This is a genomic window from Kineobactrum salinum (assembly GCF_010669285.1).
Taxonomy (GTDB): Bacteria; Pseudomonadota; Gammaproteobacteria; order Pseudomonadales; family Halieaceae; genus Kineobactrum; species Kineobactrum salinum.
In genome coordinates, this window is the sequence record NZ_CP048711.1 from 1342927 (window position 1) to 1361645 (window position 18719).

Sequence of the window (18719 nt, forward strand, 5' to 3'; positions counted from 1 at the left end):
CATTCTTATTACCCTTTGCCTTCAATTTATTGCAAGGGGATCCACCATGTCAGCCTCGTCCCACCCTCACCGGCGCCTGGCCCTGGCCGGGCTGGCCATTGCTCCGTTCGCTAGCCTGACCTTTGGCACGCTGGCCTATGCCCAGCAGGACGCCGCAGCCCCGACCGTCACTACCGAGCCAGCGCAGCGGTCCCTTGAGGAGGTCGTGGTCACCAGCCGCTACACCACCAACGAGCGACTAGACAGCGCCACAGGACTGGGCCTGACACTTTATGAGACACCCCAGTCGGTCAGCGTGATGACCGCCGAGCGTATTGCCGATCAGGGGCTTCGCTCCCTCACCGACGTCGTGATCAACGCCTCCGGTGTTTCAGCCCGGGCCCAGGACAGCACACGCTATACTTTCTCCGCCCGTGGTTTCGACATCAACAACTACCAGATCGACGGCGTGCCCATTTACTGGCAGCCTGGCAACAACGCAGGGGAGACCCAATCCGACACCAGCCTTTATGAGCGCATCGAGGTGGTGCGCGGCGCCACCGGCCTGCTCACCGGCGCCGGCAACCCCTCAGCCTCCATCAACCTGGTGCGCAAGCACGCCGACAGCCGCGAGTTGGCCGGCAGCGTCGACCTGTGGGCGGGTCGCTGGGACCGTGTCGGCGCCACCGGCGACGTCAGCGCGCCACTCAACAGCAGCGGCGGCCTGCGCGGCCGGTTGGTGGCCCACTACCAGGAAGGCGATGACTTCCGCGACCTGGCCGGGGACGAAACCAGTGTGGTCTACGGCGCTTTCGACGCCGACCTGAGCTCGCGCACCCTGCTCCGGCTGGGCGCCAGCTACCAGGACAATAACCCCACCGCATCCACCTGGGGTGGCCTGCCCGTCTGGTACGCCGATGGCAGCCGCACCGACTGGCAGCGGGCGAAGACCACCGCGGCTCGCTGGACGGCCTGGTCATCTACCGTGGAAAACTACTACCTGGACCTGATCCACGAATTCGACAGCGGCTGGCGCGCCAAGCTGAGCGTCAACAACAACATCAACGCTTCCGACCAGATGCTGTTATACCTGTCCGGCAGTCCGGACCGTATTACCGGCCTCGGCATGAACGTCTCGCCCCGCAACGCTGAGACCGAGCGAGAACAGCTCAGCGTCAGTCTGCACCTCGACGGTGAGTACACACTGTTCGGGCGCCGCCACGAGCTGACACTGGGCGTGGTCGACCACGAGGAGGATAACTTCGCCTCCTCGCGCGAGCGCAGCAACGTGGCGCCGGTGGGCAACTTTCTGGAGTGGGACGGCAGCTACCCGCAACCGGACTGGGGTGCCAGCAACGTGGACATCGACATGAGCACCGAGCAGTTCGGGGTCTACGGCGCCACCCGCCTCACACTCTCCGACCAGTGGAAGCTGATCCTCGGCGCCCGGGTGGCTGACTGGGAGCAGCGTGGCTCCAGCTATGGCGTCGAGCGCAATTTCGGCGATGACAACGTGGTGATTCCCTATGCCGGTGTGCTCTATGAAATCAATGGCCAACACAACCTTTACGCCAGCTACACCGAGATCTTCCAGCCCCAGAATCTGCAGGACCGGAACGGCGACTTCCTGGACCCGATCATCGGCGAAAGCCGGGAGCTGGGGCTGAAGAGCCAGTTCCTCCAGGGCGCCCTGCAAACCACGCTCGCGATCTTTGACATTCTGCAGGACGACCTCGGCCAGGCGGACGGCAACTTCATTGTGCCCGGCACCGACAACGCCCAAGCCTACTACGCAGCCGAAGGCACCGAGAGCCAGGGCTACGAACTGGAGGTGGTGGGCCGGCTGACGCCAGAGTGGGACGTCAGTCTCAGCTACACCCACTTTGATGCAGAGGATGCCGACGGCCGGGAGGTCAATACTGCACACCCCCGAGAGATGCTCAAGCTCTACACCACCTACCGTTTTGCGAACAGCCTGGATGGCCTGACCCTCGCCGGCGGCGTCAACTGGCAGGGGCGCAACTACACCGACACCACCAACCCGGTGACCGGTCAGCCCGAACGGCTGCAGCAGGACGCCTATAGCCTGGTCAGCCTTATGGCTCGCTACGACGTAACGCCCCAGCTGTCGCTGCAACTCAACGCCGACAACCTGCTCGACGAAACCTACTACAGCCAGATCGGCTTCTATAGCCAACTGGAATTCGGTGAGCCGCGCAATGTCACGGCCTCTGTGCGCTATGCCTTCTGAGGCCGGAAAGCCTGAGCCGGGGGGGGGGGGTTCACTCTCTAAATGGTTGCGCCTCTTACTAATGCGCCGGCGATACCAGAGCATCCCCACGGGCAACCAGACTGCAGAGCGGAAATTAGTGTTAACCGGCCCTACAAGCGGGGGGCCGGGGACTCCCTACTGGTCAAGAAATTTCTCCGCATCCAGTGCTGCCATGCAGCCAAACCCAGCGGAAGTGATCGCCTGTCGATAGACCTGATCAGCGACATCACCGGCGGCAAAAACACCGGGCACACTGGTGCTCGTGGCACTTCCTTTCAGTCCGCTTTTAATAACAATATAGCCGTCGTTCATCTCCAACTGGCCTGCGAAGATTTCGGTGTTCGGTTTGTGGCCAATTGCAATAAAAACTCCTTGCAGATCGATCTCCTTAATAGTGTCGTCCTGGGTGCTCCTGGCTCTAATACCAGTAACACCCTTGTCGTCACCCAGGATCTCGTCAAGCACATGGGACCAAAGAATGGAGATATTGCCGTCGCGTACCTTGTCAAAGAGCCTGTCCTGTAGCATTTTTTCAGCGCGCAACTCGTCGCGGCGATGCACCAGGACAACCTCCGCCGCGATATTGGAGAGATAGAGCGCCTCCTCAACGGCCGTGTTGCCACCGCCTATTACCGCCACTTTCTGGTTGCGGTAGAAAAAGCCATCGCAGGTGGCACAAGCACTCACTCCCCTACCGGCAAAGGTCTCTTCTGATGGCAATCCCAGGTACTGTGCCGAGGCACCGGTAGCAATAATCAATGCATCGCAGCTGTAGTTCGCCGCATCTCCGGTAAGACGAAAAGGACGCCCACCCAGTTCGACTTCGCTGATGTGGTCGAAAATGACTTCCGTATTGAAGCGCTCGGCGTGCTCACGCATGCGCTCCATCAGTTCAGGTCCCTGCAGCCCATCATGGCCACCAGGCCAGTTATCGACATCTGTAGTGGTGGCCAGTTGACCTCCAGCCTGCGTTCCAGTAACCATCAGCGGATGAAGGTTGGCGCGTGCTCCGTATACGGCAGCCGAATAGCCTGCCGGGCCGGAGCCAAGGATCAATAGTTTGCAATGCTTGATTACGTTCATTAGCTTGGCAAAGCCTCATCCATGCGCACCTGGACCCATAATTTTCACCATGTTTTTGAAATACTCGCTCGATCCTTTAACTCCGTGACCGTCAGTCAGTCTATTGAGAAAGTTTATTGTAGCGATGCAACAAACTGCATCATGTGCAGCTCGTTCGCTCCATCCCGCATCGATGACGGCATCTATATCACGCTCGTAGACAGTTGCAGGTGATTGAGTTAATTTCTTTGCCAACGCCAACACGGGGCGGAGTTTCGGCTCAACCATTTCATATTTATCCGAGGCCAACAGAGCTTCCAGTTTTTCGGGATCAACCCCGTAGGCTTCCGCCATCGCCTGGTGTGCACCAACGCAGAACTTGCAAGCATTCAGCCCGGAGCAATAGGTCATGATAAGCTCCCTTTCTGCGATACTCAGCTCTGATGGACCGCGAAACAAATTTTCGACCATCATCCTGAAGTGGTTTAAGCGATCGGGGTTGTACCCAACGATTTCAGCCATACCATCTTCTTCTTTTAAGAAACTAAAATGCGACATAGATTGCTCCGGCGTAAAATATGAAATGGAATGAACCAACGAATCAGGATTAACAGGAGGTAAGAATATTTCGAGCCATGTCTCATGAATTGCCTGAAAGTGAACAAATTATTATTCGGTACCATTGCCGGCTGAAATGTACTGGAGTAGCTCCGGGAACTAGACTCAATGCTGGGGGACGTGCATCGATTGGATGACCGTGTATTCTTCCAACCCCTCGATTCCGAATTCCACACCAATACCCGAACTTTTGACGCCGCCGAAAGGTACGTGCGGCGCCACCGATCCATGGCTGTTAATCCAGACCGTGCCGCATTCCAAACGACTGGCGACAATTTTGGCCTGTTCAATATTGCCAGACCAAACCGACCCGCCCAGACCCATTTCTGAATCGTTGGCTCGGGCGACAGCCTCATCGACCTCCGAATACTTGATAATCGGCAATGCCGGCCCGAACTGCTCCTCTTTTACAATACGCATTTCGTCGGTTACGTCGGCTAGCAATGTCAAAGGATAGAAAAACCCTTTGCCATCCCGGGCCTCGCCACCACAGAGTACTCTGGCGCCTCTTTCGCGCGCCTCATCCACCAATTCACGGACATAATTGAACTGCACCTGATTCTGAACGGGACCGAATAAATTATTGTCGTCCAGCCCGTCGCCCATTGGCATACCGGTGGCGATTTCCGTAAGCGCCCTACAGACTTCTTCGTACTGGGATTCGTGCACGTAAAGTCTCTTCAAGGCTCCACAGGTCTGACCGCCGTTAATAAAGGCTCCCCAAAAAACACCCTCTATAACCCGGTTGATATTGGTGTCGGGCAGCATAATACCGGCATCATTACCGCCCAGCTCCAGCGTCAGGCGCTTAAGCCCGGCAGCGGCCTCCCGCATCACTTTCCTGCCCACCGGAGTAGAGCCTGTAAACACGACTTTATCAATACCGGGATGCCCGGGCAGTTTGCGCCCGACATCTCCCGTCACCACATTCAGCACACCCGCAGGCAACGCTTCATTGAATATTTCCACCATTCGCAAGGTGCTCAGCGGAGTATTGGACGCCGGCTTGACCACCACCGTGCACCCCACACGAATCGCGGGAGCCAGGTGCCATACGGCTATCAACAGCGGCCAGTTCCAAGGCGTAATCGAAGCTACCACTCCTACCGGTTTACGATACAAAAACGCCTGACGCTGGTCGCTGTCTTCCAGTATTTTCACCGGCAGGGACATCCCCGCCGTAGCGCGCAACCAGGTAACACACCCCTGGACTTCAAACTCCGAGCCACGGCCTTTCAGAGGCTTTCCCTGTTCAAGGGTCAACAAACGCGCCAGTTCCCCGGCATTGGCCTCTATAAGATCCGCCATCCGGTGCAGCGCTTTGACGCGAACTTCACCGTCAGTTTCAGACCATAGTACAAAAGCCTTGCGGGCCGACGAAACTGCTTCTTCCAACTGCGCCTGGGTACACTCAGGAAAGGTTCCCAGCAGCTCTTCCGTAGCCGGGTTGACGACTGGCAGCTTTTTGTCCGCAGTCACTTTTTTTCCGGCAATAAAGGCGTAATAGTCCGTCACTGTCAGCTCCTATAGTCTTGGACAAGCCAATAAAAGCAAAGCTTCACAAAGAATATGATCCGGTTGCGATCGGACCTTCGCCAAATTTTATATGACCGTGGGTAACCTCAATCAACGCCTGATCCGTCATGGCAGGGCCAAGGGTCATGTAAATTACACCTTCCAACTTCCAATCAGGGTATTGCTCCTCCAATGCCCTGACCATTTCTATTTGAGGACGAAATGGCTGGTATTGATTTTGGTAAAAATTCAAATACTCAATTGCCTCATCGAATATTTCAGTCCCACCTACATAACCGTGTCCTGGCACTACAACCTCAATATCGTAATTACTGCGAACATCCTCAATAGACTCGATCCACAGATCGGGGCGATTCAATCCTGCGCCGATATAATAGTGACATTTATTGTAGACTTGATCGCCGGCTATATATGTCTTGATTTCCGGAATATAAAATCCGGTTGCATAAACGGTTTCCGCCGGTTTCAAATCGACAAGCCGGATTTCGTGACCGTCGTGATCGTAGCAGCCCCCTTCAATGGGAAGCATTTCGAAAAGATTCTCGGGAATTTCACCTTCGAAAGGACCAACATTGAAAACCCCGGTCCAGCGAAGCTGGCGGGCCCTGAAATCCAATTCAATTTCTTTCAAGATCAACGGCCGGGCATAGATCTTCGCGTCAGGGAAATGCTTGAGAAGCTCAACGCCACCCCAAACATGATCAGGATGGCTATGGGTAATGAAAACTGCTTTGAGCGGCTTGCCGATTTCCTTGATTCGCTTTGCTAGCAATGCGGCGTCGGACTTCATAAACAGCGTATCGATCACTACAGCACTATCGGCGGAATGCACGATAGTGGCATTTGGCCATGGGGGCAATGTTCCGTAAACTACATCTATCGAAAGTTTCTTGTCCATCATTCTTCCTCTTACCTTTTAAAAATATTCCAGGCTTCTATTTGTGCCGTGTAAGCCACGTCCGAGCAGACTCCGGAGGCCGTCCGGACAATCTCAATACGTCAGATGTAACTTCACTCATCAGCCCCTGTTTGAACACCGTCTGAAACATCGGCGTAACCCGCGCGACATGCTCAAGGCCGCCATAAGCGACGCCCCAGATCTCTTTTAGCCGGCTAGCGAATTCTTCGCGCTCAACATCAACGAGTTTTATTTTCGCCCCATATAATTCGTTGATCAGAGAGGCCACATCGGCATAGCCTAGCGCTTCCGGACCGGTTAGCGTGTAGGTCTTACCGCCATGGCGCTCTACTGCTTCTTGCAACACAGCAACAATCGAAGCTGCGATATCATCGCGCGATACATAAGACACTCTGCCGTCGCCCGCGCAGGTCACCAGCTGACCGGTCTTGAGCCACATCGGATACTGCTCAGCGAGATTGTCCGTGTACATTGACGTGCGCAGGATCACAGCAGGTACCGACGAATTCGTCAGCGCTGACTCGATTTCCCCGTATGCTCGAGCGAATGGCATCGGAGAATCCAGCCGGGTATCCATAATGCTGATAAAAATGATCTGCGATGCGCCTGCTCGCTCGGCCGCCGCGACAACGTTTCGACCCTGCCACGCTCTTTTGTCCGTGTCCGCAAAACTCGGGATGAAGACGACCCGCTGGACGCCATCAAACGCTTTCACCATGCCCTCAACGTCGTCATAGTCGACCACCCTAAAGGGTGCGTCGACTCCTTCAGGCTGCATTCTCGCTCCCGCAACAACTTGATCTCCTGTACCGCCGTTTACCAAGAGATCCAACACTCTCCGGCCAATACGGCCGGAAGCCGCGCACACTATAATCATAAAGCCTCCGTGCAATTCTGGAGATAAAGACCACGCAGGCTCGGCCTGGAATTAAACATCGTCTCGATTACCTCTCTACTTGAAGAGTCGTGGTGAAAAGCATTCGCATAACCCCAAGCAACAGGATATCTTCAGCTATGTCCGCAGACTTGCCCGAAAATGAACAATCTTATGCCTGGCCGGGGGCGAATGATTGGATTAGCCATAGGAACTGACAAAATGCTAATATTCCTATTATGAAACAGTCCTATTCAACCCGAAGAATCCCTCCTGACGAACGAGTCACTTTCTGGAGCAAACAGAGCAGCAACCTGCTGTTTCCGATGGAAGTTGAAACCGACGAATATGGTGGTCAAAAGTTTTTCGGCGCGGTGGTTTCCCAGCAGGTTGGGGCTGTCACAATCTATGAGATCAAAGCTCAGGCGCACAATGTGCATCACCCGAAACCCACCGGCCCGAGTGATGAGCAGACATTTATTGTGGTCATGGTGCAGGTCCAGGGAGAGGGTCACATTGCACAGGGTGGCCACAATGTCGTTCTGAATCCGGGCGATATCACACTACTGGACTCGGCAAGAGGGTTTTATCTCAGGTTTCCAGAGCCCGTCAAAGTGTTCCTGCTGCAGCTGCCTTGGGACGCAATTCGCCAGGACCTGATTTCTCCACGGCGAATTACCGGACTGGCAATCCCGGGCGGCGAAGGCATCGGTTGCGTGGTGTCAAGTTTTCTGAGAACGTTTATCCAGCAGGCGCCGAGCCTAAGCCTGCCGGAAGTCGGCAGTTTAACCCGTTCATTAATTGAAATCCTCAATACCGCCGCGCTTTCTTATCTGGATAATTCCGCCAGGGAATCGACCGACTGTCGCGCATTTCAATTACACCAAATCCGGCTCTACGTCGAAGAACATCTGAGAGAAACCGGTCTGTCAGTGGAGAAAATTGCGGAAGCCCACCGCATAACAGAACGCTATTTGCATAAGTTATTTGAAGCAGAAGGAATATCAGTGGGTCGTTTAATCTGGGAGCGCCGGCTGGAACGCTGTAAACGGGATATTGAAAACCCCTATTTTTCCGGAAAATCGATTACCGAGATAGCCTACTCTTGGGGATTCAGCAGTTCATCCCACTTCAGCAGGGTGTTTAAAGAGCGCTTCCAGAAGAGTCCCCGGGAGATGCGGGCGGCCGCCACAGACAAATCTTCTGGCGCTTGATCTTTCGCGTTTCTTGCCCTCCCCATCATAGTGGGTAGTTGTAGTACTCTGCTGACCATCCAAACGTTCCCATGGTCGTCACCTGTGCTATTCCATGTGACTAATGACCGCATACACCGATGCATAGGTTGACACGCTATATGGGACACAATAAGTCAGCAGCATCTTAAAGTAGTCGATTGTCTGCAGGGTTCCCAAGTAAAACCGATCAGAATAATTGATAAGCATCAGAAAAGTGCCCACTACAAGCGCGACGCGCAGTGAGCGCTTTACAACATCTTCACGTAAGGCAATTCCCAACCATCTGCTCATATTAAGTCAACGGTTCGTTTGTTAATTATGTAAATATAATACTTGAAGATGTTCCGGCACAGGCCGGGTTATAAGTGTTCGATGAGTGCTACGTATTTTGGCCATCATGACATAACGTGTTTATATGCTCAGTGGAAATAATCAGTCTTTGGCAATTACAGTCACCAGGCCGGTTTGTTCCAAGGCCTTAAACCCTATAGCGTTGGCACTTCTGAATCGCCCAAGACTATTCGGCACACTGACTATATCTCCCAGGGCCACATTGTAGGCATGGACGGGTTCGTGATGCGGCACCTCGGACATAGCCTGTAACCATCGCGTCGTTTTGGGAAAGTCTTTAAAATCGAACAGGTTTGCAAACGTCAGTTGCCCGAGTTCGGAATAACAAACCAGATCGGCAATACTGACCGACTCAGTGTTACATACATAGGGCGAACCCTCCTTGAAGTGATATTTTTCAAGAAAGTCAGTGATAGCACGTACGGCCTCAGCCCCTTCCTGTAAAGGATTATCCGTACCGTAAGATACCTTAACAAGATCTTGGAACATGATGCTATACGGGTTATTGAAAATATGGTGGGCTATTGCGCCGGACGAATTGGCAACGCTATCGCGTATGCCTAATGGTCTAACGACAAATGCGCCCATTAGTTTGTAGGTGGCGAACCGTACCAGCGAGTGGTACCTATGCAGGAATTCCTGTATACGCGCGCGCACCTGAAAATCCTCAGGATAGAGATCCGACCAACCGTGTTTGTCCGCAAGATAACAAACGATTGCCGCCATCTCGGCAAGACAGAAGTCTCCATCCACTATCGCCGGCACCTGGCCACGAGGATTGGTGTCATCGGTATAAAAGACGGAATCTCGCGATGTTATTACATTAAATGGTAGCTCCTTGAGCAGACAGGCCCAGAATATAACCCGCGCCGGCTGACTTGCCGGCATTCCATAGATTACCAGTGGATTATTCAAAGTTACTCTTCTCCCCCATCTCCGTCACCTGTACTTAAATCCTGCGGCTAATTTTTTCAAATCATCTTTTAAATTCATTCCATGCCTATTATTTGATGCGGTGAAAGCACTCGCATAGGGACAACTTGTAGGTTATCTTCAGTTCACCCCACGGAATTGTCCGAAAGTGAACAATCTTATGCCTAGCCGGTTGTCCATCGCCCGATACCACGCCGGCCTAGACAGGACGGGGTTCAATCCCTTCATAAGCATTCTGTAACAAATTCCGCACCCTCTCCATGGTGACCGGCTCAGGACTATTCACCGGGGTTTCAGTGGCTATCTTGGCGGCCTTGTCCAGATCGGCTTCCTGAACACCAATATCTCTCAGTGCTGTTGGCGCTCCCACTGCTTTCGCCAGGTTAAAAATACCGATAGCGGCATTCTCGACACCCATCGCATCGGCCAATCGACGCGTGGCTTCTTCCGTCGCAGCCGCGTTATACGCGACGCAGTGCGGCAACAGGATCGTATGGGTCTCAGCATGTGGCGTATTGAAAGTACCGCCAAAGGTGTGGCACAAGCGATGATGCAGGCCGGTCGTACCCATGCCCAGGGAGCCACCGGCCAGACTCGCGCCGTATAACGCTTCCGTTCGGGCATCTATATTACCTGGATCTGAAATTACCTTTGGCAGGCTATTGGACAGTGCTCTCACTGCCTCGACGGCCATCACCGTAACAATCGGGTTAATATCTCCCGAGGCGATGTTAACCGCCGCCTGGGCCATTGCATTCAAGCCGCTGGGGCCCGCAAACTGCGGTGGCATGGTCATGGTCAGTTCGGGATCATAAAGGGTCAGTGTCGGAACCACTCGGTCATCCCGACCTGTCACCTTGCGTCCGTTTTCGGTGATGCCCCAGATATTGGTCATCTCCGAGCCCGCGTAACTCGTGGGTATCGCGATGTTGGGCAGATCCAGTTTCAGGGCCAGCGCTTTTCCCAATCCGGTGGTCGACCCACCACCGATGGACACCGAACAATCCGCGTTTAGTCTAGCCACTTCCTTGGCCGCCAGCGCCACGGTTTCGGCGGGCACATGCATGACCGCTTGATCGAACAATCCCGCTGCGCGAGCGCCCAAGAGATTAACCAAGTCCTGTCCTTGAGTGACCTGTTCGGGCGTGGCTAGCACCAGTGCCCGCGTAAAACCCAATTTATTCAGCTCTTCGGGCAGTCTTTGCAATGAACCCGCACCGAACAAGATATTCCATGGTAGTGCTTTGTAACTGAAGCTAATCATAGTACTCATACTCCTGATCGCTAAAATAAAGACCATCGTCTCGTTCAGTAATATTGAGTGGAATTAATGAGAGCCCTTTACATGGCCCGCTGATGCAGAGACCGGTGTCAGGTTTATAGACCGCTCCATGGGACGCGCACACCAATGATTGGCGGTCTCGACTGAAAAGCCGGCTTTGTCGCCCTTCCAGTTGAAGGGCGGCGTGGGCGCATACATTGAGGTAGCCCACTGCCTTGCCGTCAAAACGGACGATGAATGCCGGCCAAATACGCCCATCCTTGATCACCCGGAAGGAAAAGGAAGTCGCGCGTTCCTCAACCACCCCTGATTGACACAAGTGATGTTGTGACATCACTTGAGAAGACCGCATCTCTTAGCCTTCAATCCTGCCGATAATGGCCAGCGTTTCTTCAATATTTTGTTCCACCTGAGGAGACATCATGAGCTTCGTTCCCAGAGTTTCGTAGGGCTCATTACAAAGGAATGACTGTTCGTGTGAGCAGCAGGCCTCAAATAGTGCGCCAGATGGCGTTCGAATATAGATCGAATCGAAATATCCACGATCCTTGGGCTCAGAGCAGTCAGTATATCCCAGCCCTTCTACAAAAAACTTGATAGCATCCTGTTGCTCGCGCGTGGCTACGTTGTACGCATGGTGGTGAATGGCGCCATTGCCAACATACCAGCTACCTGGCCGCCTATTGGGCTCAACAAAAAAATCGGTGTAGGTTCCGGTGCCTCCGTCACCCATTTCGTAACGCACGACATTACCGTCCTCGGCTACTTTGCGCGAACCCCAGGCGACTTCCATAAACTCTCCCATAAATTCCATGTCCCGGGTGGAGACCCCGGCGGTATGGGTGCCGCGAATCATCATCTCCGGAGGGACCGGGCCGCCCGTACGTGGCTTTCTATCATCGTCACCAATACCCACCATCGCCAAGTTGATATTGTGCGGGCTACGAAACTCCAGATGTCTTTCACCAAAGTAGTCTTTCTCGGTGACATCAAAGCCATGCTCCTTTAGACGCCGTCTCCAGTAATCCATTGCAGAAACAGGAATGGAAAGCGTGGCACTACTGCATTGCCCAACACCTTCAACCGCATTAACCCCTACGTGTTCCAGCGGGAAGGTTGTCAGCAGCGTACTTTCGTCACCGAAATCATTGCCGTAGTAAAAGTGATACACCGGAACTGCACCGTCGTAGAACAGTGTTCTTTTGACACACTTCAGCCCCAGCACTTTAGTATGGAAATCGAAATCTTCCTGTGGATTACCCACACCAATTGTGATGTGGTGGTGACCGGTAAGATTGCCGCCGGGACGGGCTTGTTGTGTTGTATTTTTAGTTGCGTCAGTCATTACCTCTCTCCAAAAAGTCGGTTGTAAACCAATCTGTTAGACATTCTGCCACCAAAGCATTATTCTCAACCACAGCAATAAATGTATAATCTTTATTTGGATTTCAAATATGACTGAATTTGATTTGAAGCTGTTGTTCGTCTTTCAGACGTTGATTCAGAAACGCAGTGTCAGCCAGGCAGCAGACGCTTTGAACTTATCCCAACCATCCGTCAGTCGCTGCCTGAGCAGCCTTCGGACGCATTTTGGCGATGAGCTATTTGTCAAAACACGAGGCGGCATGAAACCAACTCCCTACGCACAGGAAATAGCACCAGCTGTCGATGAAATGCTCAGCATTTATTACTCGAAACTGGCTCAAATGCAAAAATTTGATCCGCTAACATCCAAGCGAACCTTTAAAATTGCCGCGTTGGATGTTGGTCATGCGTATTTTTTCCCGCGCCTCATTCCCGTCCTCGAGAAGGACGCACCCCATGTATCATTAAAAGGAGTTCCATTGGGGTTGCACTCGTTGATAGAGGAACTTGAGACAGGAGAGACTGATGTGGCGATTGGTGCATTCCCCAAGCTATATGGAGGAGTTTATGAACGTACACTCTATAGAGATAACTATGTCTGCCTGGTGAGAAAGAAGCATCCGAACTTCAAGGGCAAGCCTTCCCTCGAAGAATTCCAGCAGGCAAGACACATCATTGCATCAACAAAGGGGCAAGGTCATATTCACGAGCTAATCGAAAAGGAACTCCATAAAGTTGTTCCGAAAGACAACATCCGCGTGGTCTCTCATAATTTTTTATCCTGCGTATTGATAGCGTTACACTCTGACTATGTCGTCACGCTACCTTCCCGCACCTGTGAAGCATCCGGCCAACTCGCCAACTTTCGTATGTTCCCGCACCCGGTCGAATTACCCCCTTTTGAGGTAAAGGAATATTGGCACGAGCGATTTCATAAAGATCCCGCAAATCAATGGTTGCGCAATACAATTGCTGACTGTGTTAAGTGACTTTTACTATTATCAGCTAACACGATTAGCATAATCCAGGCTATCCGCCATGGCCCATCGATAAAGGAAGGTGTGCAACTTATCCTCATCGGAGGCGATGCCTTCGAGATAGTCCATCATTTTTTCCCGCTCGCCCAGATCCGTGATCTCATTGCGTTCTTTGTTCTCGATCGACATTTTCTGGATGCAATCCCGACAAGTAAGACGCCGCTGACGATCATAGAGATCCAGAATACTGTCGTCCTCATTCTCCAGCCAAACTTTGGAGAATTTTTCAATTAGATTTTGTGCATCATGGATCCCGCTATTAAGACCCAGGCCACCGATAGGATTATTCATATGTGACGCATCGCCCGCGAGAATAATCCGACCTTTGCGGAACGTTTCAGCATATTTCTGATGGACATTGTAAATCGTTTTATTTGTGATCTCATAAGGCACGCTCAATGGTTTAAGTTCCTGCAAGCGGGATTGGCAGAACGCTTCGTTTAACACATCTTCGTCGGCGGTGCCTTCCTGGATGCCGCATACAACACGGTAGGTCCAATCGTTTGCGCCTGGCCCGAAGGGTATGCGGATGACGAGCCGCCAATCAGGACCATTCGCACGATAATCAAGCCGGCCGAATTCGGGCTCTAAATCGTGACTCGTTTCGATAAGCAAAAACCGATCTGGCCAGGTAAAGCCTCCGAGCTTAATGTCCTGGCTTCGTCTTACCTGACTCCGCCCGCCGTCGCAACCAATCAGCCACTGTGTTTGGATCGTTTTCCGCCCTTTGGGCGTATCGACCTCTACGGTTACACGCTCAGCATCCTGTCTGGTAGATACGACCCGATGTCCAAACTGAACATCACAATCATAGCCATCGGCCTTCAATACCTCATAGCCTACCCTTGCAAACCAGTCCTGGCCCGCTGATACTGCGTAAGGATTGCGAAAATTCCGTGACAGAACGCCGAGATTAATATCCACACTGCGCCCCAGTCCGGCATCTGTGAAACGCAATTCCTGATCCTTAGTACCGCCTTCCAGTAGCTTGTCCAACATGCCGATGTCTTCAAGGATATCGACGCTCGGTACATGGTAGTAGCAGGCTTTTAAATCCTGGCAAACATCCTCATCGGCTTCGAGAATGGTGACGGGGATGCCCACCCGGCACAAACCCAGGGCGGTGACGATCCCGACGGGGCCTGCCCCACAGATATGGACACGCTTACTGATCAAAATATTTCTCCCATGATGATTGGTAGTAAGAAAACTCAGATGAACACTTCCGGGTTTTCCAGAAGCGCTTTGAATTCACCGAGATAGGCCGCAACGGGACCCGCTGTGAGCACCCGGTGATCAAATGCCATAGTAAAATTGATGACGGGGGCTGCGACGATTGCCCCACTTTCCTCTACGACTGGTGTATTAATTGCCGCGGGAACATATAATGCAGAGACACTTGGTGAAATGGGCATCGCGGTGAAAAAGTTGACCGGCCCCATCATGCCTATATTGGAAATGCCAATATTCGGAATCTTAAACATTCTTGCAAAGTTTTTCTTCGAATCCTCCAGGCTCAACGCCTTGCCCTGCAGATTGCCAGTAATTGCGTCCATATCCTTCGCAATCTCTTCCACCAGCTTGCTGCTAGCCCTTTCGATAACAATGGGAATGACTGACTCACCTACCATGACCGGGCCTGACACAGCGATTTCATCGGGCGCGGGAACAATCACTTTTGCGTTATCCTCACCATCATAAAGCCCGGCAATTAATGGGTTGGTTTTCGCGGCGTGGGCCGCGCAAATCTGAATCATATTCATCATACTGATCCGCCGGCCAACAGCATGCCCATGTTCTTTACGGAAAGTGTCAGCAGCGGTGATATTTACGCCTACACCCACATGGACTACCGGCGTCTTGGGCCACTTGGTTTCAAATACATCCGCAATGACCTTTTGCAGGCCCTGGATCTCATATATTTTTCGGCCTTGTTCATCTTCGGTAAGGGTTGTTTTATGTTCCATATCATTCTCTCTTTCATAACCTGGAGCCGGGAGAGACATTATGGTTTTTAGGTAATATTCAAAACAAGACTAAACAAGGCATAGCAATTATTTGGATTTCGAATACTTTTAGGCAGGGGCAACCATGGATCGTTTCATCACGAAACGGTGTCCATGCCGATTTGTCGCGGAATCGAGAAGAACATACGATTTCCTTATCTCAGTCCCGATGGCGATGGTTACCCCAGATCCACTACAAAGGGTGCGTCGGTGCTCGCTTCGATTTGTTCCAAGGTATAACCTGGCATCAGTTTTACCAGACTCATGCCCTGCCCAGTAAACCGAAACACCGCCCGGTCTGTAATCAATACATCCACCACCCCTTTGGCGGTCACCGGTAAATCGCATTTCTGTACTACTTTGGATTGGCCACTGCGGTCGCAATGCTGCATGGTGACAATCAACTTGCCAGCGCCGCAGGCCAGGTCCATCGCCCCACCCACGCCCAACAGCGGCTTTCCCGGCACCGCCCAATTAGCCAGGTTGCCGGCGGCATCCACCTGCAGCCCCCCATAATGGCGACATCCACATGGCCGCCACGGATCATGGCAAAGGAGATAGTGCTGTCAAAGTAGCTGGCGCCAGGTAAGGCAGTCACAGGGATCTTGCCGGCATTGACCGGATAATCCATCGCTCCACCGGACTCCGGTTCAGGCCCCACCCCCAGCATGCCGTTTTCGGTGTGCATGATGATGCCGTCTTCCGGCCCGATTAGATCGGCCACCAGGGTAGGGATACCAATACCCAGGTTTACCACATCGCCGCGCTTGAGCTCCGCAAGGGCCGCTTTGGCCATGTTCATACGGCTGTTATCCACCTTTTTCAGGCTGGAGGATACCGAGGCGGAGGAGCCCAGGTCTTCTTCAGAAATATTGGCCTGCACCAGGTAATCGACAAAGCAGCAGGGAGTATGAATGGCATTGGCCTCCAGCTCGCCCAGAGGAACGATCTCTTCCACTTCGGCGATCACCAGTTTGGATGCCATTGCGGCCGCGACATTGAAATTACTTTCGGTCATACGGTATTGCAGGTTGCCGGCGGTATCGGCTTTCCATGCACGAATAAAGGAGACATCCCCCTTAATCGGCGGAATAAAGACCATTTCTTTACCCTCAAGGATGCGTACCTCTCTTCCTTCGGCCAAAGACGTGCCCGCCGATGAAGGGGTAAAGAACCCTCCCAGTCCCGCCCCACCGGCCCGCATGGCTTCGCCCAGCGTGCCTTGTGGTAGTAATTCAACCTCGATATCACCAGCTTGGGCTGCGGTAACGGCTTCAGGGTTACTGGTGAAGTAGGACCCAATCGCTTTTTTGAGCTGGCCATTGCGCAGTAGACGGCCGCCCCCCAAGCCGGGCTCACCGACGTTATTGCCAACATAGGTCAGCTCATCAACATCGGTCTCGGCCAAGGCATGCAGCAAGTGGACGGCGTTACCAGTCATACCAAAACCGCCACAAAGTAATACATCGCCTGATTTTACTTTTTGCGCCGCCGCTTGCAGCGTTATTTGTTGAGCTTGTTTCATATTTTCCGTGCAGCCTCAGAGATTCCGGGGCTACCAAATCCACCCCGGTATTCTGCTTTATTAATACCGGGGGTATGGTGATCAGCCTCGCTGCGACCAACCGCCGTCAACCGCGAGAATCTGACCCGTTGTCCACTTGGATGACGGGTCAGCAAACCCTATAATCCAAGGCACGATATCCTCTGTTACGCCACGCCTTCCAAGCGGAACCTGGCCTGCTTCAGCTTGCTCAACGGATGCGGCCATCTCGGCATCGAGTCCCATCATTCCCGTTAATGCGCCAGTTTTAATCGGTCCGGGTGCAACACCATTAACACGAATACCGTGGGGGGCGAGCTCAATAGCCCATGACCGGGTCAGATACTCAAGAGCCGCCTTTGTGGCCCCATAATGGGCGATAACCGGACCGGCATTGCGCGTCACCGCCGTGCTAATATTTACCACTGTGCCTTTGCTGTCCTTCAAGGCGGGTAACGCCGCTTTCAACAGCAGCGAAGGACCTATGATATTGGTCGCACAGAGTCCCTGAATAAAATCAACATCATACATTTCGACTGGTCGCAAACCGCCCGCGCCGGCATTATTGATTAGCGTATCCAGCCGGCCATGCGCCTGTAGAACAGTTGCCGCGACTTCCTCTGCACCGGCGGCATCGCTGCTATCCGCGACAATAGGGAAAAGATTTTCGTGGAGAGCGGCAACCTCCATAAGTGTCGTCTCCCCACGTCCCGTGATCGCCACTTTTACGCCCATCCGGGCCAGCAATAGTGCGGTAGCTCTCCCAATACCCGAGCTTCCACCAGTAACGATAGCGACTTTTTCATTCCAATCTTCTTGGTTAGAAGAAATCATACAAACTCCTATCTCAGGTAACTACAACTTCCTGAGGCCGACGAGGTTTTGTTTACCAATAAATGGGTGTTAAAAAAATTGGTCTGGCGGCACATACTTATCCGGGTCATAATATATCTGAAAAATCTCCATCGCAGGCTCAGGCAATGCGTTATCTTTAAGCGCATTGAAACGGACTTGCAGTTCATCGCGTCTTTCACTTATCAACTCATTCTCAACTAAATGGCTGAAATCCGACCAGATTTCATAAAGAAGGAAATGCTGGGGGTTGTTGAGTGATTGATGGATATTGGCAAGCACGTTTTTCGAGTCCTGACCGACATCATCAACGTGCCGAATAAACAATTGTCGCGCATCCTCTTCACGACCGGGGGCAATATGCACACTCTGCACCAGAGTATAGGCGTGATGAGCAACATTGAACGGGTGTTTGCCGGAACTATGAAACATTTCGGTAAATTCGGGGCTGACAGGTCCATTCCTTATGGGATCAAGCCAACGTAAAAAGCCCTTCCTGTATGTTCTGGCCATCTGGACTTCAAAGAACTCATCATAGTCCGTCCACTCTTCGTACAGTAGATTGTGGTTCGGCATAACCAATGACTGGGAGCCCGACAGAACAGTGCAGGTCTTCTCTTCGATAGCCACATCGACGATGGTTCTATAAACGTCTCTAATCGTTTCCTGCGCACCATTTTCTACAAAGCAGTGAGCAAAGATTCCCAGGCACTTCCCTTTCATTTCCGGCATGGGCTTATGCGACATCCAGTGATCGGGGTATGGAACTACTTTCATGAAAATTACCTCAATTATTTGATAATACGTCGATGGTTAGTCTGGTAAATCGAACACAGGGACGGCGGTTGCGGCCGC

General features: G+C 52.6%; 17 protein-coding genes and 1 pseudogene. 3 read left to right on the forward strand and 15 right to left on the reverse strand.

Translation table 11 applies throughout. The features are described 5' to 3' along the window. The first annotated feature begins 46 nt into the window (after positions 1–46). Positions 47–2230, forward strand: a complete 2184-nt coding sequence (locus G3T16_RS05685) for a TonB-dependent siderophore receptor (protein WP_163494211.1) — start codon at positions 47–49, stop codon at positions 2228–2230. Between the two features lie 156 nt (positions 2231–2386). Here the strand turns inward: G3T16_RS05685 and trxB are convergent, their stop codons facing one another. The 5 genes from trxB to G3T16_RS05710 form a co-directional block, all read right to left on the reverse strand. After that, complete coding sequence (gene trxB, locus G3T16_RS05690; protein WP_163494212.1) at positions 2387–3334, reverse strand: thioredoxin-disulfide reductase; 948 nt, start codon at positions 3332–3334, stop codon at positions 2387–2389. Positions 3335–3349: 15 nt separating this feature from the next. Further along, positions 3350–3871: a carboxymuconolactone decarboxylase family protein gene (locus tag G3T16_RS05695; RefSeq protein WP_163494213.1), complete on the reverse strand. Its 522-nt coding sequence runs from the start codon at positions 3869–3871 to the stop codon at positions 3350–3352. Positions 3872–4036: 165 nt separating this feature from the next. Beyond that, positions 4037–5446, reverse strand: a complete 1410-nt coding sequence (locus G3T16_RS05700) for an aldehyde dehydrogenase family protein (RefSeq protein WP_163494214.1) — start codon at positions 5444–5446, stop codon at positions 4037–4039. 43 nt (positions 5447–5489) lie between these two features. Continuing rightward, a complete protein-coding gene (locus G3T16_RS05705) occupies positions 5490–6368 on the reverse strand; it encodes an MBL fold metallo-hydrolase (RefSeq protein WP_163494215.1) in 879 nt (292 codons plus the stop codon). A 34-nt stretch (positions 6369–6402) separates the two neighbouring features. Then, positions 6403–7263, reverse strand: coding sequence for an SDR family oxidoreductase (locus G3T16_RS05710; RefSeq protein ID WP_232059283.1), 861 nt, complete (start codon positions 7261–7263; stop codon positions 6403–6405). Positions 7264–7499: 236 nt separating this feature from the next. Here G3T16_RS05710 and G3T16_RS05715 point away from each other — a divergent pair, with 236 nt between their 5' ends. Continuing rightward, positions 7500–8474: a helix-turn-helix domain-containing protein gene (locus G3T16_RS05715; RefSeq protein ID WP_163494217.1), complete on the forward strand. Its 975-nt coding sequence runs from the start codon at positions 7500–7502 to the stop codon at positions 8472–8474. A gap of 87 nt (positions 8475–8561) precedes the next feature. On the opposite strand, the gene nrtS is transcribed toward G3T16_RS05715, so the two are convergent. From nrtS to G3T16_RS05735, 5 genes are all read right to left on the reverse strand, one after another. Continuing rightward, a complete protein-coding gene (nrtS, locus tag G3T16_RS23005; protein WP_197911922.1) occupies positions 8562–8786 on the reverse strand; it encodes a nitrate/nitrite transporter NrtS in 225 nt (74 codons plus the stop codon). Positions 8787–8927: 141 nt separating this feature from the next. Next, the gene (locus tag G3T16_RS05720) at positions 8928–9761 is read right to left on the reverse strand and encodes a glutathione S-transferase family protein (protein WP_163494218.1); all 834 of its coding nucleotides are present in this window, start codon (positions 9759–9761) and stop codon (positions 8928–8930) included. 217 nt (positions 9762–9978) lie between these two features. Beyond that, a complete protein-coding gene (locus G3T16_RS05725; RefSeq protein ID WP_163494219.1) occupies positions 9979–11043 on the reverse strand; it encodes a maleylacetate reductase in 1065 nt (354 codons plus the stop codon). Beyond that, positions 11036–11413, reverse strand: a complete 378-nt coding sequence (locus G3T16_RS23010) for a Rieske (2Fe-2S) protein (protein WP_408610730.1) — start codon at positions 11411–11413, stop codon at positions 11036–11038. The genes G3T16_RS05725 and G3T16_RS23010 overlap by 8 nt, the downstream gene beginning before the upstream one ends. 3 nt (positions 11414–11416) lie before the next feature. After that, positions 11417–12406 carry a VOC family protein gene (locus G3T16_RS05735; protein ID WP_163494221.1) on the reverse strand — a complete coding sequence of 330 codons (990 nt, stop codon included), beginning with the start codon at positions 12404–12406 and terminating at the stop codon, positions 11417–11419. A gap of 109 nt (positions 12407–12515) precedes the next feature. On the opposite strand from G3T16_RS05735, the gene G3T16_RS05740 reads away from it, so the two are divergent. After that, positions 12516–13415: a LysR family transcriptional regulator gene (locus G3T16_RS05740; RefSeq protein WP_163494222.1), complete on the forward strand. Its 900-nt coding sequence runs from the start codon at positions 12516–12518 to the stop codon at positions 13413–13415. 12 nt (positions 13416–13427) lie between these two features. On the opposite strand, the gene G3T16_RS05745 is transcribed toward G3T16_RS05740, so the two are convergent. From G3T16_RS05745 to G3T16_RS05765, 5 genes and pseudogenes are all read right to left on the reverse strand, one after another. Next, positions 13428–14639, reverse strand: coding sequence for an FAD-dependent oxidoreductase (locus G3T16_RS05745; protein ID WP_163494223.1), 1212 nt, complete (start codon positions 14637–14639; stop codon positions 13428–13430). Between the two features lie 35 nt (positions 14640–14674). Beyond that, complete coding sequence (locus G3T16_RS05750; RefSeq protein WP_163494224.1) at positions 14675–15430, reverse strand: 2-oxo acid dehydrogenase subunit E2; 756 nt, start codon at positions 15428–15430, stop codon at positions 14675–14677. Between the two features lie 218 nt (positions 15431–15648). Then, positions 15649–16994, reverse strand: a pseudogene (locus G3T16_RS05755) (3-oxoacid CoA-transferase). 81 nt (positions 16995–17075) lie between these two features. Continuing rightward, positions 17076–17846 (reverse strand): SDR family NAD(P)-dependent oxidoreductase, encoded by a 771-nt coding sequence (locus tag G3T16_RS05760; RefSeq protein WP_163494225.1) that lies wholly within the window; start codon positions 17844–17846, stop codon positions 17076–17078. A 69-nt stretch (positions 17847–17915) separates the two neighbouring features. Then, positions 17916–18641, reverse strand: a complete 726-nt coding sequence (locus tag G3T16_RS05765; RefSeq protein ID WP_163494226.1) for a putative quinol monooxygenase — start codon at positions 18639–18641, stop codon at positions 17916–17918. Positions 18642–18719: the final 78 nt, after the last annotated feature.

Excerpts from the sequence above, each read along its gene's own strand:
- G3T16_RS05685 (WP_163494211.1), top strand. The coding sequence starts at position 47 with ATGTCAGCCTCGTCCCACCCTCACCGGCGCCTGGCCCTGGCCGGGCTG.
- trxB (WP_163494212.1), bottom strand. The coding sequence starts at position 3,334 with ATGAACGTAATCAAGCATTGCAAACTATTGATCCTTGGCTCCGGCCCG.
- G3T16_RS05695 (WP_163494213.1), bottom strand. The coding sequence starts at position 3,871 with ATGTCGCATTTTAGTTTCTTAAAAGAAGAAGATGGTATGGCTGAAATC.
- G3T16_RS05705 (WP_163494215.1), bottom strand. The coding sequence starts at position 6,368 with ATGATGGACAAGAAACTTTCGATAGATGTAGTTTACGGAACATTGCCC.
- G3T16_RS05710 (WP_232059283.1), bottom strand. The coding sequence starts at position 7,263 with ATGATTATAGTGTGCGCGGCTTCCGGCCGTATTGGCCGGAGAGTGTTG.
- G3T16_RS05715 (WP_163494217.1), top strand. The coding sequence starts at position 7,500 with ATGAAACAGTCCTATTCAACCCGAAGAATCCCTCCTGACGAACGAGTC.
- nrtS (WP_197911922.1), bottom strand. The coding sequence starts at position 8,786 with ATGAGCAGATGGTTGGGAATTGCCTTACGTGAAGATGTTGTAAAGCGC.
- G3T16_RS05725 (WP_163494219.1), bottom strand. The coding sequence starts at position 11,043 with ATGATTAGCTTCAGTTACAAAGCACTACCATGGAATATCTTGTTCGGT.
- G3T16_RS23010 (WP_408610730.1), bottom strand. The coding sequence starts at position 11,413 with ATGCGGTCTTCTCAAGTGATGTCACAACATCACTTGTGTCAATCAGGG.
- G3T16_RS05735 (WP_163494221.1), bottom strand. The coding sequence starts at position 12,406 with ATGACTGACGCAACTAAAAATACAACACAACAAGCCCGTCCCGGCGGC.
- G3T16_RS05740 (WP_163494222.1), top strand. The coding sequence starts at position 12,516 with ATGACTGAATTTGATTTGAAGCTGTTGTTCGTCTTTCAGACGTTGATT.
- G3T16_RS05750 (WP_163494224.1), bottom strand. The coding sequence starts at position 15,430 with ATGGAACATAAAACAACCCTTACCGAAGATGAACAAGGCCGAAAAATA.
- G3T16_RS05760 (WP_163494225.1), bottom strand. The coding sequence starts at position 17,846 with ATGATTTCTTCTAACCAAGAAGATTGGAATGAAAAAGTCGCTATCGTT.
- G3T16_RS05765 (WP_163494226.1), bottom strand. The coding sequence starts at position 18,641 with ATGAAAGTAGTTCCATACCCCGATCACTGGATGTCGCATAAGCCCATG.